This is a genomic window from Microcoleus sp. A2-C3, assembly GCF_036706065.1.
Taxonomy (GTDB): domain Bacteria; phylum Cyanobacteriota; class Cyanobacteriia; order Cyanobacteriales; family Microcoleaceae; genus Microcoleus.
Genome location: NZ_JAUBVX010000002.1, coordinates 51,887 through 72,440 on the forward strand (window position 1 = coordinate 51,887; position 20,554 = coordinate 72,440).

Here is a 20,554-nt window from a genome sequence, read left to right on the forward strand (position 1 = left end):
TTACGATCGCCCTTCCACCGACAAATATAGCTAAAGTGCGATATTCTAATTCTATCCATGCGTTATCAACTTAATCTGGTGGTTGCTCTATCACTCGATCTTTCCAGTATCCTGGTTCTCGATTGCAGTGCATTACTGCCAGAATTAAAATAAAATCATCCTCTATTGTGTAGAGAATTCCATAAGGAAACTTTCGCGTTAAGCAACGGCGAATATCTTCATCAACAATCGGCCAACGAGTTGGAGATTCCACTATACGGAAGATAGCATCTTCAACGGCGTTAATAAAAGCTTGCGCTAACTCAACTCGACGCTTTGTATAAAATTGGACAGCTTCAGCATATTCAGTTAATGCTGCCGGGTGAAAAACGTACCTCATTGTGCTACAATTCGCCTAATTTGAGCTAAAGCTTCTTCTCCTGCAATGGGCTCGATCGTACCGCTGCGGATTTCGTCTCGACGCTGCTTAGCTTCCGCCGTCCACAACTTTTGCACTGTTCCGTCTATATCAAATTCAAGACTCTCAACTAGCCTCTCTGCTAACTGCGCTCTCAACGCATTTGGCAAAGATAAAGCTTCTTTCATTAGTTGCTCAATTGATAGCATGATCGTACTCTAAAGGAGCTTACCAAAAATATTATAGCACTCAACCAAAATGCCATTAATTAAATAAGCGCGTACAGCGAAGCTATCCCCTAGGCGATCGCCCTTGTCGCAAAATTAACCCAGTGCTAAAATGATTATAAAATCAACAAATCCCAATAAAGTCCTATGCCCTCACCCTTTCCCGGAATGGACCCCTACTTAGAACACCCCGATTTCTGGCAGGAAACTCACCATTGGTTAATTTCCCTGATTGCAGAATCTTTAGTCCCCCAAATTCGCCCCAAATATGAAATCGCCATTGAAAAACGCATCTATCAAATTAATGATACCAATGACAATAACGAGGACTCGCTTTTAGTCGGCATCCCCGATGTAGCCATCAAACGTCAACCCAATACCCCCGATATTCCTACCGGTTCAGTTCCCACTGCAACCCTCACAATTCCCACTACCGTCAAAGTGCCAGCCCCCGAAAAAATTAAACAGACTTACCTAGAAGTACGAGAAATGGCAACTAGACAAGTTGTCACCGCAATTGAAATTCTTTCTCCAGTAAACAAACGCAGTGGAGATGGCAGAATTACTTACCTCAAAAAACGCCAAAATATTTTAGGTAGTCTAACCCATTTAGTTGAAATCGACTTGCTGCGAAAAGGGGAACCTATGCCCGTACTTAACAATTCTATTCAAAGCGATTACCGCGTTTTAGTCAGTCGCAGCGATCGCCGTCCTATGGCAGAACTTTATGCCTTTAATCTGAGCGATTCTCTACCTGTATTTCTACTTCCCTTGCGCGAGGAAGATGTAGAACCTATTGTTAATTTACCAGAATTGTTCGCAGGTGTTTACGATCGCGCGGGCTATGATTATCGAATTGATTACGATCGAGACCCGATACCGTCCCTGTCAGAACAAAATCTGGTTTGGGCAAGCCAACTTTTACAAGAAGCTGGACTGCGAGATAATTAATTCTATTTAACCCGAACGATCGGCGTAAAAAACTGACCTCCTCTTAGTCTGCGAAGGCAGACTTCATTTGACGCTTACGCGATTTCAATCGCCGAATCATCAGCAAGTACCTTCACCAAAAACGCCGCACACTCCACATGAGAAGTCTGAGGAAAGAAATCCGCCGGCTGCACCCGCGCTAACTTATAATCTCCATTTTCGCACAAAATCTTCAAGTCGCGAGCCAAAGTAGCAGGCTTGCAGCTAACATAAACAATCCGATTTGGCTTAATTTCCTTGATAGCTTCCAACACCGCGCGATCGCACCCTTTTCTCGGAGGATCTAGCAATACAATATCCGGTGTCAATCCCAAAGTAGGCAGCAAATCCTCTACAGTTCCCACCTGAAAATCGACATTTCTCAAATCATTTAATTCAGCATTTAATCGGGCCTGCTCGATCGCCACAGGTTGCACTTCTAAACCGATCGCAATTTTAACTTGTTTTGCCAGCGGCAAAGTAAAAGTCCCAATGCCGCAGTAAGCATCAACCAAAACCTCATTTCCCTGCAAATTCAATTCCCCGACAATCACCTGCAACAGCCCTTCGGCGGCTTCAGTATTTACCTGGAAAAAAGTATCTGCTCTTAACTGAAAGTTCAAACCAGCAAATTTTTCTCGCAGATAAGACTGGCCAGCAATGCAGCGAGTTTCTGAACCAAAAATTACATTGGTTTGAGCTGAATTCACATTCAAACAAACACCTACAAGTTGAGGATACTGTTTCAGCCACTCAGATGCTTGCTCTTCGATTCCCGGCAAGTCTCCAGTGCGAACTATTAAAGTTAGCAGCATCTCCCCCGTGCGCCGTCCGATTCGTAAGGACAAATGACGCAATTCTCCTGTATGTTTCTTTTCGTCGTAGACTGGCCAATCTCTCCAGTGTATGTCTTCTTTGATTTCTTTTAATAACGGATTGAGGCGCGGGTCTTGCACCGGACATTGATTGAGATTGACTAATTTGTGGGTGCTTTTTTGATAGTAACCGGCTTGGACTTGACCTGTGGCAGAAATTGCCACGGGATAAGTCGCTTTGTTACGATATCCCAAAAATTGGGGAAATCCCTCGATTTTCCCCGTTAATATTTCATCGACTTGCAAATCGTTAAATCCGCCAATCCTTTCTAAGGCTTGAATGACTTGATTTTTCTTGGCTGCAAGCTGATATTCATAGTCTACGTGCTGCCACTGACAGCCGCCGCACTTATCGGCGACAATACAGTTGGGTCGGATGCGGTGTTCTGATGCTTCGAGAAGTGTGTCCAGCTTGCCTGTAGCATAGCCTGGTTTGACTTGCACGAGGCGGGCCAGGATGCGATCGCCCGGAACGGTATCGGACACAAACACTACAACCTGCTCAAAACGACCAACTCCGTCGCCGGTGTCTGCCAAGTCGGTAATCTCAAGCTCAATCAGTTGACCTTGCTGGCAAGGGTTTGCCACTTTCGTCGAGTTTCGGGTGGGGAATTTAGATTTGGTCACAAGTAGTCGTGGTAGGATTTAATATGGTAATGCAATATCGTTCTCTCTTTCGAGAGATAAGTAGATCGCACTTAAGCTCAAGCGCAGCCTGTCTTCCTGCGGCTGAACGTCTTGCTGCTACAGCCAAGCTTTAACCGGGGAGATTGTACTCGATCGAGCCTGTGCGATATGCTATTGGGGCCAAGCAGTCCAAACTCGTCAAACAGTCTCAATGTCTGCCGACATCCAAACTCTTGCATCGCAGTTTTTGAATTTTCCCCCCAGTACCTTGGGACACAAGGAAACTGGCTTAGTCACTAAGCATAACGCTTGCGGAGATTTACTATCTACTTCTAAGATTGATTAATGTTAGCAGCAAGGTAAGTCGCCCAAGCAGGAATCTCATCTTTAAGAGATGGGAATGTCAATTAATCTTTTCCTCAAATATCCTCAAATTTGAATAACAATGAGCGTAGTTAGCCAATTTATTCTCCAAGCCGATGACGAACTTCGTTATCCCAGTACCGGCGAACTCCAAAGCATCAATGATTTTTTTAAGACGGGAGAACAGCGGGTGCGTATTGCTACTGCGCTGTCTGACAGTGAGAAAAAAATTGTTGAAGAAGCTAGCAAAAAACTCTGGAAAAAACGCCCTGATTTTATCTCCCCTGGAGGCAATGCTTACGGCCAGCGCGAACGGGCTTTGTGTCTGCGCGACTACGGCTGGTATTTGCGTCTGATTACCTACGGTATCTTGGCCGGTGACAAAGAGCCGATCGAAAGCATCGGTTTGATTGGTGTTCGGGAAATGTACAATTCTCTGGGCGTTCCTGTTCCTGGCATGGTGGAAGCTATTCGCTGTTTGAAGGAAGCTTCTTTGGCTTTGCTCAATCAGGATGATGCTCAGGAAGCTGCTCCTTATTTTGATTATATCGCTCAAGCAATGTCTTAATTGAAGAGGCGATCGCTTTTGTGGATGTGGCGGAGCATTCGCGGGTGATTTTTGGGGTGATTTTATCTCGCCATTGCTCGCAAATGTTTCGCTTCTGTTGACAGTTGACAGTTGACAGTTGACAGTTGACAGTTGGCAGTTGGCAGTTGGCAGTTGACAGTTGATAGAATCTAAGGCAATGGTTTGAGCAATTAACAGCGTTCTCACCGTTGGGTGCGGTTGTTAGATTTAGGGAATCTGCCTGATTTCTGCTACGAAGCTATGCAGTTTGAGCTTTCCCAGATTTCGAGAATGTCCTGTCTTTCAATGCACATTTGAATCAAAAAGTCAAGCGTTTTTTGTAAGTATTGTTTTTTGAATTTCCTGGTGTCGCGCTGAATTGATGTTTTGAGCTGCGAGAGTTCTCTCAGGGTGGGGCAAGTTTGAATTTGGTGGGCGATCCTCTTCGAGGGCTTCGCTAACGCATTTTGCCATTCTTCCAGCCTGCGGTACGAGATAAATTGTCCGCCTCTGTGATGGTGCACAAACACTACGCCAGCCCAGCACTCCACTCGCTTAATTAAATTTTGGCTGATTTTGAGGAATTGGGCGATCAACCGGGCGGTGATACGGAGCTTTTTCGAGGGCTGGATACGGCGAAAAAGTGCTGTCATGGCTGAGTCACTCCTGAAATTGGGGCTTGAGTTAGTTTGTGTCTGATTTCCACCTTATAACATTCTACACGAATGCAGACAAATTGCAACTATGTTTGTGAATGTGTAATGCTCAAATCTTGTATGCTGCCTTTCGTAGAGCAAAAGTAAAGCTCGCTTAAGGGTTAAATTAGGTCTGTAAAATGCCGGGATTTCTTGACTTTAAGGCTGTAGTCGAGCAGGAAAGGCTGCGTCCTGTGCGATTTACTGATACGGGACGCGGTAGATTGGGAAAGCTTCTGAAAGCAGGTAGAGAGCTTCGAGGTTGGTCAATTATTGAAACAGAAATGGTGACAAAAGAATATGAGGCGGCTTTGTTTCGGACAGCGGGAGAACCCGTACCCAAAGATGTCGGTATCAGTAATGCAACTGTCAGCCGCTACGAACGGGGCAAATTAGAAAGCTTGGATTGGCGATCGCTCTCCCTGTTATGCTTTGTCCTGAAGCCGATCGATCCCATAACAAATCAACCCCTCGAACCCACAAACGCCCTTTACATCGCCTGCGAACATCCGCCGTACAACGACGCGAAGCTTTACGAGTAGATTACCTGGCATTAGTTGCGAGTACAACAAAGTTTACTCTTCGGCCTGACTTTCCAGCCACTCATTAAAAACCGTCACCGCAGCGCGCACCCTCACCAACAAGGGCTGCATATTCTGCGCCAACTCTAACACGCGATCGCCCTGCAAATCGACCTTATATCTGTGCACTACTAAATGACGAAATTTTCGGTAATCATCAAGTTCCAACAATATAGAACCCTGCCATAGCGGAGGACGGTTTTTGCCACCCGCTTCCGCGACTTGGCGCAACAACTCCTGATGCCAATTCTCGCCGCGGGGCATACCTCCATCCAAGACAACAGCCACTCGCTCGCTAATTCTTTCAAATCCTGCATACAAATCACTGACGTAACTAGCCAAACTAGGAGTTAGAACTATTTCTGGTAGAGTCTCAGCTTGTGCCAAAATTGTTTCCACAACCGCCCAAGTTTGGTCGATTCTAATCATCTCATCTTCAATGCGAGTTTTTAGAGCTAAATACATATTATTTGGCATGGGTTTTTCTTTGAGAATCCGACAGCGCAACTGAGGTGAAGCATCTTCCAACTGTACCAAATCTACTTTCAGCCAACCCGGACACAAAGATTCTAATTCGCCGTAAGCCTTCCACCATTGAGCGTTTGAGATACCTACGACGGCCAAATCTATATCCGAGGCCCAGTGCCAAGGACTATCACCAGCCAAGGAACCAAATAAAATTACCTCTTTTGCTGCGTAGTTTTTCTTGAGCAATTGGATACATTCTTTCGCTACAGATAGAGCAATTTTTTTCCTAATTTCCAGGGATTCAGGCTCAATTGTTTCACAAACTCTTTGGTAATTCATATTCAAATTTGACCTCTTGCATACATATTTGAATGGTACATAAACCGCAGATTATGGCTGATAAACACAGAGAAACGCAGATAATTTTTAGAGGGTTTTAGACTTTTGCTTCGCCAGCAAAGCCTTAGCTTGCTGCCACAAAGCCTCTAACTCTTCGGGCGGATAATCCGATAAAGGCCGATCGCACGCAGCCTCAACTTTAGCAAACCGCTGTACAAAGCGATCGTTCGTTCCCTGCAAAGCAGCCGACGGATCTAAATCGTACCAGCGAGCTAATTGAATCAACACAAACATAATATCTCCCAATTCCGACTCCTGCGCCGCCTTGTCCTCGTGTTTGAGAGCGTGTTCAAATTCTGCTACTTCTTCGTCAAATTTATCCCAAACGCCGTCTACACTGTCCCAGTCAAAACTCACTTCCGCAGCTTTTTGAGAGATTTTTACCGCTGCGGTGATTGGGGGCAAAGTGCTAGCATAACGGTTCATTTTCGAGGCTAAAGTTGGCGGCTTTTCCGAATTTGTGCCTTTTTCTGCTGCTTTGATTTTTTCCCAGTTTTCGTTAACTTCATCCACGCTGTTGACTTCTACATCCCCGAAAACGTGGGGATGTCGCCGAATCAGTTTTTCGGTAATCCCCGCAGCGATTTCGGCGAAGCTAAATTGATGGGATTCGCTGGCAATTTGTGCTTGCAAAATTACTTGTAATAGTAAGTCGCCCAATTCTTCAACGATCGCACTTTTGTCTCCTTTGCGAATCGCATCGGCGGTTTCATAGGCTTCTTCGATGATGTGCGGAATCAGAGTTTGGGGAGTTTGGGCTAAATCCCAAGGACATCCGCCGTCGGGCGATCGCAATTTAGCTACAACTTCTATCAGATTTTCGAGTGCTACGAGCGATCGACTGTGAGAATTTGACATCGGAATTCACCTATTAGATTTGTTAGACGTGCGGCGGGGAGCTTTGATTTTGCGCCTCTTAATTGTCTGAGGAGGGCGCAACCCGCTAAATCCTTTCTTTTTGAATCTTTTGTAAGCCGAGCCGCCCCAATCGCTCAGATAGTGGCTCATCGCGCCCAATTCAAGACCGATGTAAATGGCTATAAATTCGATATAGTGTTCGGAGATCGATCGACCCAAACCGAAAACCGCTTCTTGCCAATTTCCGGCTAAGTTGCCAATTTTTTCGGCGATCGTCAATCCCAACAGTCCCACAACCGCGATCCAGATCGCGAGGTACAAAATTCGCAAAGCAGTGCCGATCAGAGGCCCGTGGGACAAAAAAGAGCGGTGGCGCAAGCTTTTTTGGTAGGGTAGCCAAATAAATTTGAACCATCCCCAGCGCTGATACTGACAGGAGTAGATATCTAAATCCGGGCCAAACATCAGTCCGCCGACTAAGAAGCTGCCGGAAACGAGCAACGTCAGGTTGCTGCTTTGAGTATGGCCAAAGGTGAGGCCTGCCACCAAGGGCAAACTCCATAGGGTTATTTGATCGTGCGTGCGGCCAGAGGGCATTAAAAGTTTATGATTTTTTTAGTTGATCTTTCTGGGATACTGTGATATGATAAATCCCTGTAAGCGCAATTGGGCGATTAGCTCAGTGGTAGAGCGCCTGCTTTACACGCAGGATGCCGTAGGTTCAAATCCTACATCGCCCATACCCAATTGAAAAGCTGTGTGCAAGAGCTTGAAGTTTTAACCCCTTGGCTATCTGCTATTTCTTCGGAACAGGCAAGATGCCTGTTCCACAAGCAGAAATTTAATGTCTTGTGGAACAGGTATCTTGCCTGTTCTTAAAAAACTTATTGGCAACGGTGCAAGATGTGCGATCGGCTAAATTTAACATTTTGCGGCGGATGTCTCACAAGTTGGTACCCGATGCAGGAAAATTAATTAATTGATTTTCCTTTTTAGAACCTTGTATATGAAGCCGAAGATAACTAGCCCGATCGCCTGGAAACAAGCTGAACTGCTGATGCAGCCCGCGATGATCCGAGTGCTCGACAACATCCGCAAACAACTAGAGGAGTCTGTGTGGACGGGAACTTATCAAGAAGTGCAGGTTCCGATTCCCGGCTATCAACTAATTTTAGAGCATCAAGGCGAGCACAGATCCGTCGATATTTGGGAACTTTGCTATCGAGTCTGCTTTGTCAACTACCAGCCCGCCCACACTCAAATGCAAAGCCAAGAAGTCATAATTGACACTCTTTTAATTGACGAGGACACTGGCGATGTAGATTGGAATCGTCTTGATCTCAAAGCTAGTCAATTAATCCAAGAAGTCTTTACTAATTTGAATCATTAGTCAGTTGTCAGTTGACAGTTGACAGTTGACAGTTGACAGTTGACAGTTATCAGAAACTGGCTTGTTTTTTCAGAAGAATACTTGGTTACAGCCTGGAGATTCTGTAAAAAACTCGGTTTCTTGAGATCTGAGTGCGATCGCCAACTCAAACTCTGCATAAATCATTCAATACACGATCGCTAAGATCTTAAATCTCAAATCCTATGCTAATTCAAGAATTGCACGACATTCAAGCCGCAGCCGGCGCTACTTTTACAGAGTTAGCAACCACAGAAACAGTCCCCGTTAGTTTTGGTAACGACAGCGCCGCCATCGCAGCAACGAAACAAGGTGCGGCTTTGTGCGATCGCACTCACTGGGGACGCATTCAAATCTCCGATAGCGATCGCCTGCGGTTCCTGCACAATCAAAGCACCAACAACTTTAATATACTCAAACCCGGTCAAGGTTGCGACACCGTTTTCGTCACATCTACCGCCCGGACGATCGACCTCGCCACCGCCTATGCTACAGAAGATGCTGTAATATTGCTAGTTTCACCCAACCGCCGCCTCCAATTGCTCGAATTGCTCGATCGCTACATTTTCCCAATGGATCGCGTAGAATTAACAGATCTAACCGATACAACAGTTGCTTTCAGTCTCCTCGGCCCGGAAAGCAGTAGCTTACTAGAAAAACTCGGAGTTACCGAACTTGAAAATCAACCCTACGCTACTCATAAATCGATCGACTTTGCAGGTATAGAAGTCAGAGTTGCGGTTGGTAGCGGTTTAGCCACTCCTGGATACACCTTAATTGCCGCAGCCAGCGATGCAGCCCGCCTGTGGACTGAGTTAGTCAAAGCTGGGGCCGTACCGATGGGCGATCGAATTTGGGAACAACTACGCATCGAACAAGGCCGCCCCGCCACAGATTTTGAACTCACCGACGATTACAACCCCCTAGAAGCGCGCCTGTTAAACACAATTACCTACGACAAAGGCTGCTACATCGGCCAAGAAACAATTGCCAGATTAAACACCTACCAAGGAGTCAAACAGCAACTTTGGGGCGTGCAATTGAGCGGCGCCGTTGCACCCGGAACAGTCATCACCATCGGAGAAGAAAAAATAGGAAAACTCACCAGTTTTACCAAAACAGAATCCGGCTTTTTTGGTCTTGCTTACATCCGCACCAAAGCCGGAGGCGAAGGACTGAAAGTGCAGCTAGGAGAAATTGCCGGAGAAGTAGTAAACCTGCCTTTTTTAAATTTGTAACTATTTTTGTGGAACGGGCATCTTGCCAGTTCCAAAATTCAATCAAAAGAACTTGTGTAAGAGATATTATAGATTCGTAGTGAGGAATTCAGTCCGCATAAATCATAGGACTGAAGTCCTTACTACAAACCCAAACTATTTTACATATAGCGGTTTTCAAGCGTGGTGAAGTATGCCCTATGCCCATAGCCCATAGCCCATAGCCCTATGCCCATAGCCCTATGCCCATAGCCCTATACCAGAAGCGTACCTGATCTTTCTGAGAAAGGCTATAACATATCAAATGATAACATAATCATCGCTCAAAACCGCTTTACTCACCTGCGGTTCCGGCTCTACGGGGTCGCTGTAATAAGCATCAATGTGTTTGATAAAACTTTCCCGATAAGTTTTCAAATGCGAGTTAAGTGCTTCGATATCCTGCTCTTTTTTCGCGTAACTGCTATCTCTTCTAAATTGACCAGATTCCTTAACAAAAGCCATATCAATTTGCCACAAAGCTGCATCAATCGGGCGATAGGCTAAATCAACAATATCGTAAGCTGCAAATCCTTGGGACTTCATAAAACTCATTACTTCATACATCTGACCAAACAAAGTAACTTCTACAATTACATATTCAGTCTGCTGCAAAATCTCAGTTGCTCCCGCTAAAACATCTAATTCCTTGCCGTCTACATCAACTTTAATTAAATACGGGCCCGGCAAATTTCTTTCCCTGCATATACCATCCAGTGTAATAGCTGGAATGTTTCTCAAATAAGGATTGCTGCTATCAGTAATCGGATTTTCCGAAATTGAAGAATGTAACATACCTGGACTGACACTGAGAGTGCAAACTCCCGATTCTTTGGCCGCCGCAGCAATAATGTATTCTCCACTTTTGAGCTTGCGGCAAATTTTGGCGAGGTAAGGTTCATTTTCGGCGATGGGTTCAATTAGCAAATGTCGCGCATTGGGGAAAGTTTCGTAAAGGTTAAATGTTCCCAATGCCGCGCCGACATCAATCACGGTTTTTGGCTCAAAACCTAATTTTTTCGCCAGCATTAAGCTGCCTGTCATGGTGTTTCTGAGAATTCCTGTTTGTTGTTCGCTCACAATTTTTATCCTGATTTTAATAAGATGGACTAACTTAATATTACGTCTAGTCGCAAAATTATTATATGTCATTGCGAGGAACGAAGCAATCGCAATCATCTGCGATTACTTCGTTCCTCGCAATGACGGATGAAGCAGCGATACAATAAATGAAATGTGTTAGAGATTGGGCGAACGGTAGGGTTTATTTCTCAACCTACCCTGCTATTATTTCGCCGACTTCTGCGCCTTTTTTTCCGATTCTACTGATTGCAAAGCTTCGTCAAGAATTGCCCGTGCTTCTTCAGCTTTTCCCCTAGCTTCTCGATAGCGGACATTAGCTTGAGCGAAATTTTTGAGAACCTTGAAACCGTCTTTGAGACGACCAATTTCCTCGGCAGTTACAGGCTCATCTGTAAACAAAATATCGATCGCCTCCCGGATTTTTAGGGCTTCTTCGCGGGATTCCATCACCTTCAATTTGAGACTTGCCAAATTGCTCAAAATCTGCACTGCTTCAGTAATTGCGTCCTCACCGTCAGACACAGAAGCATCTTCGATCACTTCAACAAACTGCTTGGGCCCAAATCCTTCTGCGAGCTCTGTAGGTAGCTTACCTTCATCCATCAGCAGCATCAGCCGATCCATCGCTTCTTCGCGGGCTTTCGCTGAATCTTTCCCTTTGACAGTTAAAATAATTTCGGGGCTTTGAGGAAGTGTATAACGAACCATATTTTGACCACAAGTATGCGAAAACAATTGAATGATATTTTATCTTGATTCGATCGCCTGTTGCAGCTATCCATCCGCCCCATTACCAGAAAGAATTGGTTTAAAGCCTGAACCCTTGTAGGGAGAGATTAAAATCAGACTATTGATTACTCCAATCCTCGGACTTCTTTTGTCAAGTGCTGTCAACCCAACGACTGGCTCCCCTCGGCTTCGCTCAAGCCAAGCTGTCAACTGTCAACTGTCAACTGTCAACTGAATGAACAACCGCTTGCCAAAACTCGACAAATATACACTCAAAAGGAACCCTCGACCATGAAAGATAAAATTCTTAACTTCCTCAACTTGATTCTAGTAGCGGATGTATTTTTCGTCTTTGCTATTTTTGCGTGGTTTGTGATCGCCGTAGCAGGGCGATCGACCGGGGTGAATCTCGGTTTCGATTTATGGTACAGTCTGTGGCAGCCCGTATTTAATCCCGCTCTCGGCATTCTCATGGGCGGTGCAATTCTCAGCGGCATCATTAACCAAGTTTCTAAACGCCTCAATCCCAAGTAAAATTTATGTTGTATTTGAGACGGTGATTTGGGACTTTTGAGCCACTAAATTAGGTCGAAAATCAGGATTGAACGAATCGGGATCTAAAAATATCAACTCATGTTCTGAGCAACAAAAGTCTGGCTTAATTATGGGAGAACAAAAACGTATCGGCATTCTCACCAGCGGGGGTGACTGTGCCGGCTTAAACGCAGTGATTCGAGCCGTTGTTTACCGCGCCACGGAAACTTACAATTGGCAAGTGATGGGTATTCGTCAAGCCACCAAAGGGTTGATGAGTCGTCCTCCCGAAGCAATTGCGTTGAATGTGGAAAAAGTAGACTCCTGGCTGACCATTGGCGGTACGATGCTAGGGACTACAAACGAGGGCAACCCTTTCGCCTTCCCGATGCCTGATGGGACTGTGCGCGATCGCTCTGATGACATTATCGAAGGCTATCATCAACTAGGTTTGGATGCCTTAATTGTCATAGGTGGCGATGGCAGTCTAGCCATTCTCAGGAAGATTGCCAAACAAGGCAATTTGAATTTAGTTGCTATTCCTAAAACTATTGATAATGATGTCGGAATTACCGAGCGATCGATCGGTTTTGATACTGCTGTCAATATTGCCACAGAAGCACTAGACCGCTTACATTTTACCGCAGCAAGTCACAGCCGCGTGATCATTGTTGAAGTCATGGGACGCGATGCCGGACATATTGCAATTAGTGCCGGAATAGCTGGGGGAGCTGATATAATTCTGATTCCCGAAATTCCTTACAAAATTTCCCAAATTTGTGCCAAAATCAAAGAACGCCAAGACCGTGGAAAAACCTACTGTTTAATTGTAGTAGCGGAGGCAGTTCGCACAGAAGCAGGCGAATTAGTAATGCACACAAATCGCTTAGGTCAAAGTCGATTAGGCGGAATCGGTCAGTATTTAGCTGATACAATTTCTGAATGTAGCGGTGCAGAAACCCGCGTCACCGTTTTGGGACACACTCAACGCGGGGGAACACCTTCTTCGCTAGAAAGATTAATTGCTTCTGCTTTTGGCGTCGCAGCAGTTGATTTAATTGCCGAAGAGAAATTTGACCGCATGGTATCTTGGCAACAACGAGAAGTTGTGAGTGTTCCGCTGGAAGATGCGATCGCCAAATACAGACCCGTAGACTTCGATGGTACTCTGGTTAAAACGGCGCGCGGTTTGGGAATTTGTTTGGGAGATTAGACAATTACCCGTCCGATTTCTCAAAGATTAACAGTTTGTAGTAATGACTTCACTTTTTTCTTGCTTAACTCAACTGCAAGGACTGAAGTCCTTACTACAAAAATTTTGCACTTGTCCAAAAACTTTAGGGTGTAATCCGCACGGGTAGCCCGATCGCCAGTTTGGATGCCGCAGAGTTACCATAGAAGATAGTCCGGGATGCCAAGCCCGGTAAGGTTAAGCTTGGCGATAATACCCACAGGAAGGGAAAAATGACACTTAACTTGCGGCGACCGATTTTGATAGGCGGAATAGGACTTTCAGCAGCGCTGTGGCTGTTGGAAACTCTCCAGCATTCGGGTTCAGAAATGGGCGAAACGGCACTCATCGGCTTGGCGGCAGCCGGCGCAGGGTATTGGTGGTGGAAACAACAATCCCCCAAACTCGAACTCGCACTCCCGCAACCCCTGGCCAACCGGGAAGCAGCCGAAAAAGCGATCGCGACTGCCGAAGCAGCAATTAAACTACTCGCCTTGGAAGCTCAAAACTCGGCAAATCCTGCTCATCTAACAGCAAAGCTCGATCGACTCAAAGCCGAATTAGACCGACAAGACTTGCGGATTACCGTCACAGGCGGCAAAGCAGTCGGTAAAACTGCCTTAATTCAAGTTCTAAACTCTAATTGGGCATCTCAACAGCCACAAAAGCAGATTTTCTCAGAAACAGCAGCGCTGTTTGCCAATACAACAAATATCGATACCAAAATCGGCGGTGATTTAGTGCTGTTTGTGACAGCGGGCGACATCACCGATTCCGAGTTTAAAACATTATCTCAACTAGCGTCCGCAGGTCAGCGCGTGCTGCTAGTCTGGAACAAACTAGACCAATATTTGCCAGCGCAGCAGTCGCAGGTTTTGAACTCTTTGCAGCAGAAAATGCAAGGAATATTGGGGACAGAAGATATAATTGCGATCGCAGCTTCTCCCAATTCGATTAAAGTTCGTCAGCACCAAGCGGACGGCACATTTAAAGAACGCATCGAAAATCAAGTCTCTCAACTTGAGTCGCTGACAGCAAGATTGACTCAAATTTTAGCTCAAGAAGGGCAACAGTTGGTCTGGGCGAGTGCCGTGCGCGAGGCTGCAAGTATCAAATTAGAGGCAAAAACCTTATTAAATGTCGTTCGGCGCGATCGGGCAATGCCCATCATCGAACAATATCAGTATATCGCCGCCGCCGCCGTTTTTGCTAACCCAGTTCCCGCCTTAGACTTGTTAGCAACAACCGCCATCAGCACCCAACTCGTAATCGACCTCGGCGCTATCTACCAGCAAAAGTTTTCCTTAGACCAAGCTAAAACAGTAGCGGGAACTTTAGCAACCCAAATGTTCAAACTGGGATTAGTAGAACTGTCTACCCAAACTATTACGGGACTGCTGAAAAGCAATGCCGTTACCTATGCAGCAGGAGGCGCGGTGCAGGGAATTAGTGCAGCATATTTTACCAGAATAGCTGGACTGAGTTTGATTGAATATTTCTCAACTCAAGAATTGGAAAATGCTAAAGGCATCTTCAATCTTACGGAACTGACGAAAACTTTGCAAGCAGTATTTATGCAAAATCAGCAAGTTTCCTTCTTGCAAGCTTTCATCAACCAAGTTGCAAGTCGTCTCTCGCCTCAGACATCTGGGCCCCAGGTTGTTAATTCGGCCGCCAATTAAATAGTCCTGGAGGCAAGGGCGGCCAGGAACCTTGTCTGTCTGACGATTAGGGCCAGATCCCCCCTAACCCCCCTTGCAAAAGGGGGGGACAAGAGCATTCTCAAAGTCCCCCTTCTTAAGGGGGATTTAGGGGGATCTGGCCTCGGCAGTAAACGAGATATACAAAGGGTTTGACGTGGTTGTTAACAGGCCTTGACAGTTCCGTGTCCCTACATAACTCCCAAATAAACAGCTAGAAATTTATCAAAAATTGTATTAAAATAAGAAATAGAATGTTATATTTCCACGCTCAATTACATTGCTTAAAAAAGCCGATCGCCAATGGCTGACAATTCCCTTCAAGAAAATCGCCTATCCCTAGCCCGCGCCAGTTTGCGCCAAGCCCTCGCGCGCTACTCCCACCTGCGCCAAGGCAAAAAAAACTCAAATAATACAGAATTAGAAGCCGCGCTGCAAACTCAGTTAGATATTTTAACTTCTACCTCGGAAAAACTCGATCATAATGTCATTCGCATTGCTACCTTTGGTCTTGTCAGTCGCGGCAAATCAGCCGTATTAAACGCACTTTTAGGTCAAAAAATCCTGCAAACAGGCCCTCTCAACGGCGTGACTCAGTGGCCGCGTTCCGTGCGCTGGACAATTCCCTCTATTCCCACCGCTGAAGGTACAGAAAAAATCCAAGTAGAATTAATTGATACTCCCGGAATTGATGAAGTTGGCGGCGAAGTGCGCGGCGAAATGGCCAAACAAGTAACTCGCCAATCTGACTTAATTCTGTTTGTTGTAGCGGGCGATATCACTCGCACTGAATATCAAGCTTTGTGCGAATTGCAAACAGCTCAAAAACCGCTGATTTTAGTTTTTAATAAAATTGACCTGTACCCAGAATTAGACAGAAAAGCTATTTACCAAAGTTTGCAAGCGCTGGGAAATTCTGAACAGTTAGCAGCCGATGCGGTAACAGATGCAACAGATAAAGGAGATTTGGACGATCGACCAAACAACATCCCTCCTGATAAATCTACAGCAAAATCACCCGCTAAAATTGCCAAATCCTTAGAAATAGTCATGGTAGCCGCCGAACCCGCACCGGTGCAAGTGCGCGTCGAATGGTCAGATGGAAGTGTTACTAACGAATGGGAGTCGCCTCCCCCCCAGATAGACCAACTCAAACACAAGATTTTGACAATTCTTAACAGAGAAGGGCGATCGCTCCTCGCACTCAATGCTTTAGTAGAAGCTAGGGATGCCGAAGCAAATATTGCCCATCAAGTTCTCAAATTGCGGCAAACAGAAGCCGACGATTTAATCTGGCAATTTGCAAAATATAAAGCCTTAGCGGTAGGCTTAAATCCCGTTGCTTTCCTCGATGTAATGGGAGCAACAGTCGCAGATTTAGCCTTAATTCGCTCTTTATCCAGACTTTACGGTTTACCCATGACTGGTTACGAAGCCGGGAAACTTTGGCAAACTATTTTCTCCAGCGCAGGCGGCGTACTTTTGGGAGAATTAGGTAGCAGTTTCCTCTTGGGATTTGGTAAAAGTGCAGCGGCTGTCGCCCCGCAAATCGGCTTTTCTACGTTCGCCGGAGTTGCTGTCACTCAAGCTAGTTTAGCAGCTTACGGAACCTATGCTGTCGGTCGCGCCGCCCAAGTTTATTTAGAAAAAGGCTGCACCTGGGGCCCGATGGGACAAGATACCGTCATTCAAGAAATTCTAGCTACCATCGAGCGTAATACAATTATCGATCGCTTGCAGCAAGAATTTAAAATATGACACAAACAACAGCCATTACTGAAATTATTGCAACTTTAGCAGATGTTGAATCTCGATTCAGGATTACGCGCACTGAATTCGAGGGATTTTTCCCCGAATGGTATGCAGATTTGCCCGAAATTACAGAAGCTGATAAAAGTGCTCTCAATTTAATTCGGCGGCGATATCTCTATCATCTCAATGATGGAAATCTGACAGAAGGAACTGTCACCCTAATCATGGGTTCGCCTCTATTGGAACGAGCAGGTTTTTACGATTCACCTTTTAAAATGACTGCTGAAAAATCTGTAAGAATTGTTTTAGAGGAGGAGGATGAGGAAGTAGAAACTCTCAAGGGACGGATTGATGTTTTAGTGATGCAAAATCAGTTTTGGGTGACACTCTTAGAGTCGAAGCGCACCACTATTTCAGTCATGTCTGCACTTCCTCAAACACTAGCATACATGACCGCCAATCCCCGTAAGGATAGACCTAGTTTTGCTGCGATGACAAATGGCAGTGAAATTGTATTCGTCAAGCTAGACTTTCAGAATCCACCTCAATATGACTTATCAAGAATATTTTCACCGCTTCCTTTAATGAATGAACTTTATACGGTTCTTCAAGTCTTAAAAAAAATTGGTCAACTGATTACTGAGTCCTAAAAATTGCAGAAGACTCGGCGGTTTCAACCGCCGAGTCTTCTCTTCAGTCCGCGGAGGCAGACTTCGTTTGTATAGTCGCGGTTTCAACCGCCGAGTCTTATCTTCCCGCGATTCTCACGCCTTCCCTAAAATGAACAATCGTCGCAATTACCGCGATAGAAAAATAAAATAGTCTAATCAGCCAAAAACAAACCCGCATTGACCAAGAAACAATCGTCGGAGCCACACCCGTTAACTGCACAAATCTGGAATTAACTTTTTTTTCAAAGCTGTCGAGGTCTTTCATTTCAGATTGTTTGGTCGGAATCACCGGAAACTGACCAGTGTATACGTAATAACCGAGAAAACCCTGCAATCCTACCTTTCTCTGCAAAAATGAGTTAGTTAATGTTGCAGTATCCGCAGGCAATAAGTTATCTGATTCCCCTACTTTTTCCAGCCAAGCATTATATCTAATAGCTGGCGTACTCATAAAAACCAAGGGAACTATAACTATCAACAAAGCCGCACTAATTTGCCGTCCATATTGAGGAATCAAAAGTTTTGTAGCCACGCCAAATCCCATGCCGATAAAAGCAAATATTAAGATATTTAACAGTTCAATAATTTCGATGCCCCTCAACAAATCACCGATAATTAGAATTGTATATAATAATTTGTCTGCCAGCAGCAGAGCTGCGAATTTGATCAGAATTGAAACGCCTACAATAGTAGCTGCAATCGCTAAATACCCGATGCCACCTAGGATGTACAGGAAAATCGAACCGGCTTGTTTTAATGGCTGCATGGAATTATTCACTAAGTGAAAGTTTAGGAGTCTGATTGACAAAACAATTTGAAATTTTAGATAAATCTGGAGTTCTAAATTTGAATTGTAAAATTGATTAGCTCGATCGGTTGCAGTCAATCTCAAATCTCAAATCTCAAATTTACAATCGATTGACAAGTTCCCGCGCGGCCGCTTTGGCGACTTCTGATATCCGTTCCTTCACAACACCTTCTTCGTTAGCGCAGCCCTCGAAGAGGATCGCACTTTCGTCTGGTTCCGGTTCGCGATCGATCCCCAACCATAAAAGATACTCGATATTACCAGCCGGGCCAAGTAAAGGCGACCACGTTAAGCCTTTTTCCTGCCATCCTAAAGCTGTAGCTGCCTTCCACACTTGAAAAATCGCATCGGCTTGAGTTGCTGAGTCTCTGACTACGCCTTTTTTCCCGACGCGATCGCGCCCAACCTCAAATTGCGGCTTTACCAACAATACCGCTTCTCGCGGCGGTGCCAACAATTCCCACAGCGCCGGTAAAACCTTATCGAGGGAAATAAACGACACATCCACTACCGCCAAATCTGCTCGCCCAGACTCCCCATAAAGTTCTGTAGCCGTCATGTACCGCAAATTGGTGCGTTCTTTCAAAATTACCCTCGGATCGTTACGCAAGCGCCAATCTGCTTGACCGTAGCCCACATCTACGCCGTAGACTAGAGTCGCGCCGGCTTGTAGCAGACAGTCGGTAAAACCGCCTGTGGAAATGCCGCCGTCGAGACAAATTCTGCCCGCGACGGGAATCGCAAAAACTTCTAAAGCTTTGGCTAATTTGTCGCCACCTCTGGAAACGTAGCGCGATCGCTCTTTAATCTGAATATTTGCTGCAATATCAACCTCAGTCCCTGGTTTGTCAATTACCTGCTGGTTGATGGAGACTTTCCCAGTCCGAATCAAGGCCTGAGCTTGTTGTCGGGAAGTGCACAAATCTAGGTCTACCAATAAAGTGTCTATTCGTTGTTTAGCCAAGGTTTTTAATCTGTACGGATCGGGTTTAGGACAGTATCAGATTAGCACTTACGCACAAGCCCGACTGCTGATTTTTGGCTACCATCTGGTTTTCCCAGTAGAAGCTGGCCTTCTTCGCCCACCGCCATTTTTTCCGGGTTTTCCAGATCTGGTGGGCGATCGCCCTCACCTCACATTATGTGACTGAGAACGCTCTCCGTGTTGAGTTCAATCACAGACAAACATTCGTAGAATCACACAAAAACTTTGGCGAATAGCGGATTATGTAGCTACAGGTCAAACGGTTACAAATAAAATGCGATCGATCATAAAAAACTTTAACTTTCCAATCAGAAATCCGGGCTTTTGTCAAGAAAATCCCCTGGCCTTCGTCAGCGGTAACATCATCCACATCCTTTACGCAAACGGCGAAGTAGAAGCCACAACCGCCGAACAAGTCGATCGCGGCCAAACTAAAAATCCCCTTGATAAATGCCTCGTCTGGGGATGTATCGGCGATTTTTAACCCATAAAAAAGATCGCTTGGAGGCACGGATGCCCAAAAAAGCGATCGATCCAACGGCTCCTAACTGCAAGCCACAAATACAATTTGCTGCTAAAAGAACCAGCTTGCTTGACTTAAATATCTTGTTCGCTCAATTCGCGAATCATGTAATCAAAAGGCTGTTCCAGAAAAGGCCCCACAGACAAGCCGGCAGCTTCCACCTGAGCCTTAACCATCTCCTTCATAATGCCGATCCCCATCACAGTCGGGCCAATGGGAACGCTCAGAGAATTGTAAGTTTCCCGCAAACCTTGCAGCACGCGCTCGTCCAGCACATCGGTACTTCCAGCCACCAGGGCGTAAGTAGCGTAGCGCAAGTAGTAGTCCATATCCCGCAAACAAGCCGCGTAGCGACGAGTCGTGTAGGCATTTCCACCGGGACGGATCAGTTCGGGCTGTTCAGCAAATAGCTGAATACCAGCTTGCTTGACAATTTCCGCAGCATTGCTGTTAATCGCAGCCGCCGCCTGTACCCGTGCTGTGCCCGTTGCAAAATAAGATTTCAACCGATCGATACCATCTCGGTCTAAATACCTACCAGCAACATCATAATTTTCAATCAGGCTCGTCACTGCATCGCGCATAAGTTTCTCTCCCAAAAATCTTTATCAATACTTTTCTATCTGAGATAGACCGCCTATTGTAGACTACTACAAATCGGCCTTTGATTAAGATTTGAGATAGGATTTGCACAGAGGGTAGTCCCTCCCCAGCAACTGACCGCAAAGTTCAGCCTTTTGCCTTAGATCAACAGCCGAAACATAGACCAGGCAAGAATCACGAACTGCCCGCCCGCACTGGGCGCACTTTGAATATTTTGTATCTTTTGCTACAAAAACGTGGTTAC

24 protein-coding genes and 1 tRNA gene are annotated in these 20,554 nt (G+C 45.5%); 13 read left to right on the forward strand and 12 right to left on the reverse strand.

Annotation, left to right across the window (positions count from 1 at the left end; translation table 11 throughout):
• Window positions 1–70: 70 nt before the first annotated feature.
• Both QUB66_RS01575 and QUB66_RS01580 read right to left on the reverse strand, forming a co-directional pair.
• Window positions 71–379: a type II toxin-antitoxin system RelE/ParE family toxin gene (locus QUB66_RS01575; protein WP_332967867.1), complete on the reverse strand. Its 309-nt coding sequence runs from the start codon at window positions 377–379 to the stop codon at window positions 71–73.
• Window positions 376–585, reverse strand: a complete 210-nt coding sequence (locus QUB66_RS01580) for an addiction module protein (protein WP_332967865.1) — start codon at window positions 583–585, stop codon at window positions 376–378. The genes QUB66_RS01575 and QUB66_RS01580 overlap by 4 nt, the downstream gene beginning before the upstream one ends.
• A gap of 186 nt (window positions 586–771) precedes the next feature.
• Here QUB66_RS01580 and QUB66_RS01585 point away from each other — a divergent pair, with 186 nt between their 5' ends.
• Entirely contained in the window at window positions 772–1,575 is an 804-nt protein-coding gene (locus tag QUB66_RS01585; RefSeq protein WP_332967863.1) for a DUF4058 family protein, read from the forward strand.
• 74 nt (window positions 1,576–1,649) lie between these two features.
• Here QUB66_RS01585 and rlmD read toward each other — a convergent pair whose 3' ends face one another.
• Window positions 1,650–3,095, reverse strand: coding sequence for a 23S rRNA (uracil(1939)-C(5))-methyltransferase RlmD (gene rlmD / locus QUB66_RS01590; protein WP_332967862.1), 1,446 nt, complete (start codon window positions 3,093–3,095; stop codon window positions 1,650–1,652).
• 445 nt (window positions 3,096–3,540) lie between these two features.
• Between rlmD and QUB66_RS01595 the strand changes: the two genes are divergently transcribed.
• Window positions 3,541–4,026, forward strand: a complete 486-nt coding sequence (locus QUB66_RS01595; RefSeq protein ID WP_265239960.1) for an allophycocyanin subunit alpha-B — start codon at window positions 3,541–3,543, stop codon at window positions 4,024–4,026.
• A 251-nt stretch (window positions 4,027–4,277) separates the two neighbouring features.
• Here QUB66_RS01595 and QUB66_RS01600 read toward each other — a convergent pair whose 3' ends face one another.
• Window positions 4,278–4,679: a hypothetical protein gene (locus tag QUB66_RS01600; RefSeq protein ID WP_265239959.1), complete on the reverse strand. Its 402-nt coding sequence runs from the start codon at window positions 4,677–4,679 to the stop codon at window positions 4,278–4,280.
• Window positions 4,680–4,861: 182 nt separating this feature from the next.
• Here QUB66_RS01600 and QUB66_RS01605 point away from each other — a divergent pair, with 182 nt between their 5' ends.
• Window positions 4,862–5,263, forward strand: coding sequence for a helix-turn-helix domain-containing protein (locus tag QUB66_RS01605; RefSeq protein WP_265239958.1), 402 nt, complete (start codon window positions 4,862–4,864; stop codon window positions 5,261–5,263).
• 33 nt (window positions 5,264–5,296) lie between these two features.
• On the opposite strand, the gene QUB66_RS01610 is transcribed toward QUB66_RS01605, so the two are convergent.
• The 3 genes from QUB66_RS01610 to QUB66_RS01620 form a co-directional block, all read right to left on the reverse strand.
• On the reverse strand, window positions 5,297–6,109 hold the full coding sequence (locus QUB66_RS01610; protein ID WP_265239957.1) for a nucleotidyltransferase family protein: 813 nt from the start codon (window positions 6,107–6,109) through the stop codon (window positions 5,297–5,299).
• A gap of 87 nt (window positions 6,110–6,196) precedes the next feature.
• Window positions 6,197–7,027 (reverse strand): nucleoside triphosphate pyrophosphohydrolase, encoded by an 831-nt coding sequence (mazG, locus tag QUB66_RS01615; RefSeq protein ID WP_332967858.1) that lies wholly within the window; start codon window positions 7,025–7,027, stop codon window positions 6,197–6,199.
• A gap of 6 nt (window positions 7,028–7,033) precedes the next feature.
• Window positions 7,034–7,624: a metal-binding protein gene (locus QUB66_RS01620; protein WP_265239955.1), complete on the reverse strand. Its 591-nt coding sequence runs from the start codon at window positions 7,622–7,624 to the stop codon at window positions 7,034–7,036.
• A gap of 71 nt (window positions 7,625–7,695) precedes the next feature.
• On the opposite strand from QUB66_RS01620, the gene QUB66_RS01625 reads away from it, so the two are divergent.
• The 4 genes from QUB66_RS01625 to ygfZ all read left to right on the forward strand — a co-directional run bounded on the left by QUB66_RS01625 (window position 7,696) and on the right by ygfZ (window position 9,673).
• Window positions 7,696–7,767, forward strand: a tRNA-Val gene (locus QUB66_RS01625).
• A gap of 111 nt (window positions 7,768–7,878) precedes the next feature.
• Window positions 7,879–8,010 carry a hypothetical protein gene (locus QUB66_RS01630; RefSeq protein WP_332967856.1) on the forward strand — a complete coding sequence of 44 codons (132 nt, stop codon included), beginning with the start codon at window positions 7,879–7,881 and terminating at the stop codon, window positions 8,008–8,010.
• A 23-nt stretch (window positions 8,011–8,033) separates the two neighbouring features.
• On the forward strand, window positions 8,034–8,417 hold the full coding sequence (locus QUB66_RS01635) for a hypothetical protein (RefSeq protein ID WP_332967855.1): 384 nt from the start codon (window positions 8,034–8,036) through the stop codon (window positions 8,415–8,417).
• Between the two features lie 203 nt (window positions 8,418–8,620).
• The gene (ygfZ, locus tag QUB66_RS01640) at window positions 8,621–9,673 is read left to right on the forward strand and encodes a CAF17-like 4Fe-4S cluster assembly/insertion protein YgfZ (RefSeq protein ID WP_332967853.1); all 1,053 of its coding nucleotides are present in this window, start codon (window positions 8,621–8,623) and stop codon (window positions 9,671–9,673) included.
• A 279-nt stretch (window positions 9,674–9,952) separates the two neighbouring features.
• Here ygfZ and QUB66_RS01645 read toward each other — a convergent pair whose 3' ends face one another.
• The gene (locus tag QUB66_RS01645; protein ID WP_265239951.1) at window positions 9,953–10,771 is read right to left on the reverse strand and encodes an FkbM family methyltransferase; all 819 of its coding nucleotides are present in this window, start codon (window positions 10,769–10,771) and stop codon (window positions 9,953–9,955) included.
• A gap of 207 nt (window positions 10,772–10,978) precedes the next feature.
• A complete protein-coding gene (locus QUB66_RS01650; protein WP_265239950.1) occupies window positions 10,979–11,482 on the reverse strand; it encodes a hypothetical protein in 504 nt (167 codons plus the stop codon).
• A 312-nt stretch (window positions 11,483–11,794) separates the two neighbouring features.
• Here QUB66_RS01650 and QUB66_RS01655 point away from each other — a divergent pair, with 312 nt between their 5' ends.
• The 5 genes from QUB66_RS01655 (at window position 11,795) to QUB66_RS01675 (ending at window position 17,370) form a co-directional block, all read left to right on the forward strand.
• The gene (locus tag QUB66_RS01655; RefSeq protein ID WP_265239949.1) at window positions 11,795–12,037 is read left to right on the forward strand and encodes a hypothetical protein; all 243 of its coding nucleotides are present in this window, start codon (window positions 11,795–11,797) and stop codon (window positions 12,035–12,037) included.
• 130 nt (window positions 12,038–12,167) lie between these two features.
• Window positions 12,168–13,250: an ATP-dependent 6-phosphofructokinase gene (locus tag QUB66_RS01660; RefSeq protein WP_265239978.1), complete on the forward strand. Its 1,083-nt coding sequence runs from the start codon at window positions 12,168–12,170 to the stop codon at window positions 13,248–13,250.
• A 251-nt stretch (window positions 13,251–13,501) separates the two neighbouring features.
• Complete coding sequence (locus QUB66_RS01665; RefSeq protein WP_265239948.1) at window positions 13,502–14,950, forward strand: YcjF family protein; 1,449 nt, start codon at window positions 13,502–13,504, stop codon at window positions 14,948–14,950.
• A gap of 321 nt (window positions 14,951–15,271) precedes the next feature.
• Complete coding sequence (locus QUB66_RS01670; RefSeq protein ID WP_332967851.1) at window positions 15,272–16,726, forward strand: GTP-binding protein; 1,455 nt, start codon at window positions 15,272–15,274, stop codon at window positions 16,724–16,726.
• Entirely contained in the window at window positions 16,723–17,370 is a 648-nt protein-coding gene (locus tag QUB66_RS01675; RefSeq protein WP_332967849.1) for a type I restriction endonuclease subunit R, read from the forward strand. Before QUB66_RS01670 ends, QUB66_RS01675 begins: the two co-directional genes overlap by 4 nt.
• Window positions 17,371–17,467: 97 nt before the next feature.
• On the opposite strand, the gene QUB66_RS01680 is transcribed toward QUB66_RS01675, so the two are convergent.
• On the reverse strand, window positions 17,468–18,157 hold the full coding sequence (locus QUB66_RS01680; RefSeq protein WP_265239945.1) for a hypothetical protein: 690 nt from the start codon (window positions 18,155–18,157) through the stop codon (window positions 17,468–17,470).
• A 142-nt stretch (window positions 18,158–18,299) separates the two neighbouring features.
• Window positions 18,300–19,163, reverse strand: coding sequence for a TlyA family RNA methyltransferase (locus QUB66_RS01685; RefSeq protein ID WP_265239944.1), 864 nt, complete (start codon window positions 19,161–19,163; stop codon window positions 18,300–18,302).
• 295 nt (window positions 19,164–19,458) lie between these two features.
• Here QUB66_RS01685 and QUB66_RS01690 point away from each other — a divergent pair, with 295 nt between their 5' ends.
• Entirely contained in the window at window positions 19,459–19,668 is a 210-nt protein-coding gene (locus tag QUB66_RS01690; RefSeq protein ID WP_265239943.1) for a hypothetical protein, read from the forward strand.
• Window positions 19,669–19,781: 113 nt separating this feature from the next.
• Here the strand turns inward: QUB66_RS01690 and apcB are convergent, their stop codons facing one another.
• Window positions 19,782–20,291 (reverse strand): allophycocyanin subunit beta, encoded by a 510-nt coding sequence (gene apcB / locus QUB66_RS01695; RefSeq protein ID WP_265239942.1) that lies wholly within the window; start codon window positions 20,289–20,291, stop codon window positions 19,782–19,784.
• Window positions 20,292–20,554: the final 263 nt, after the last annotated feature.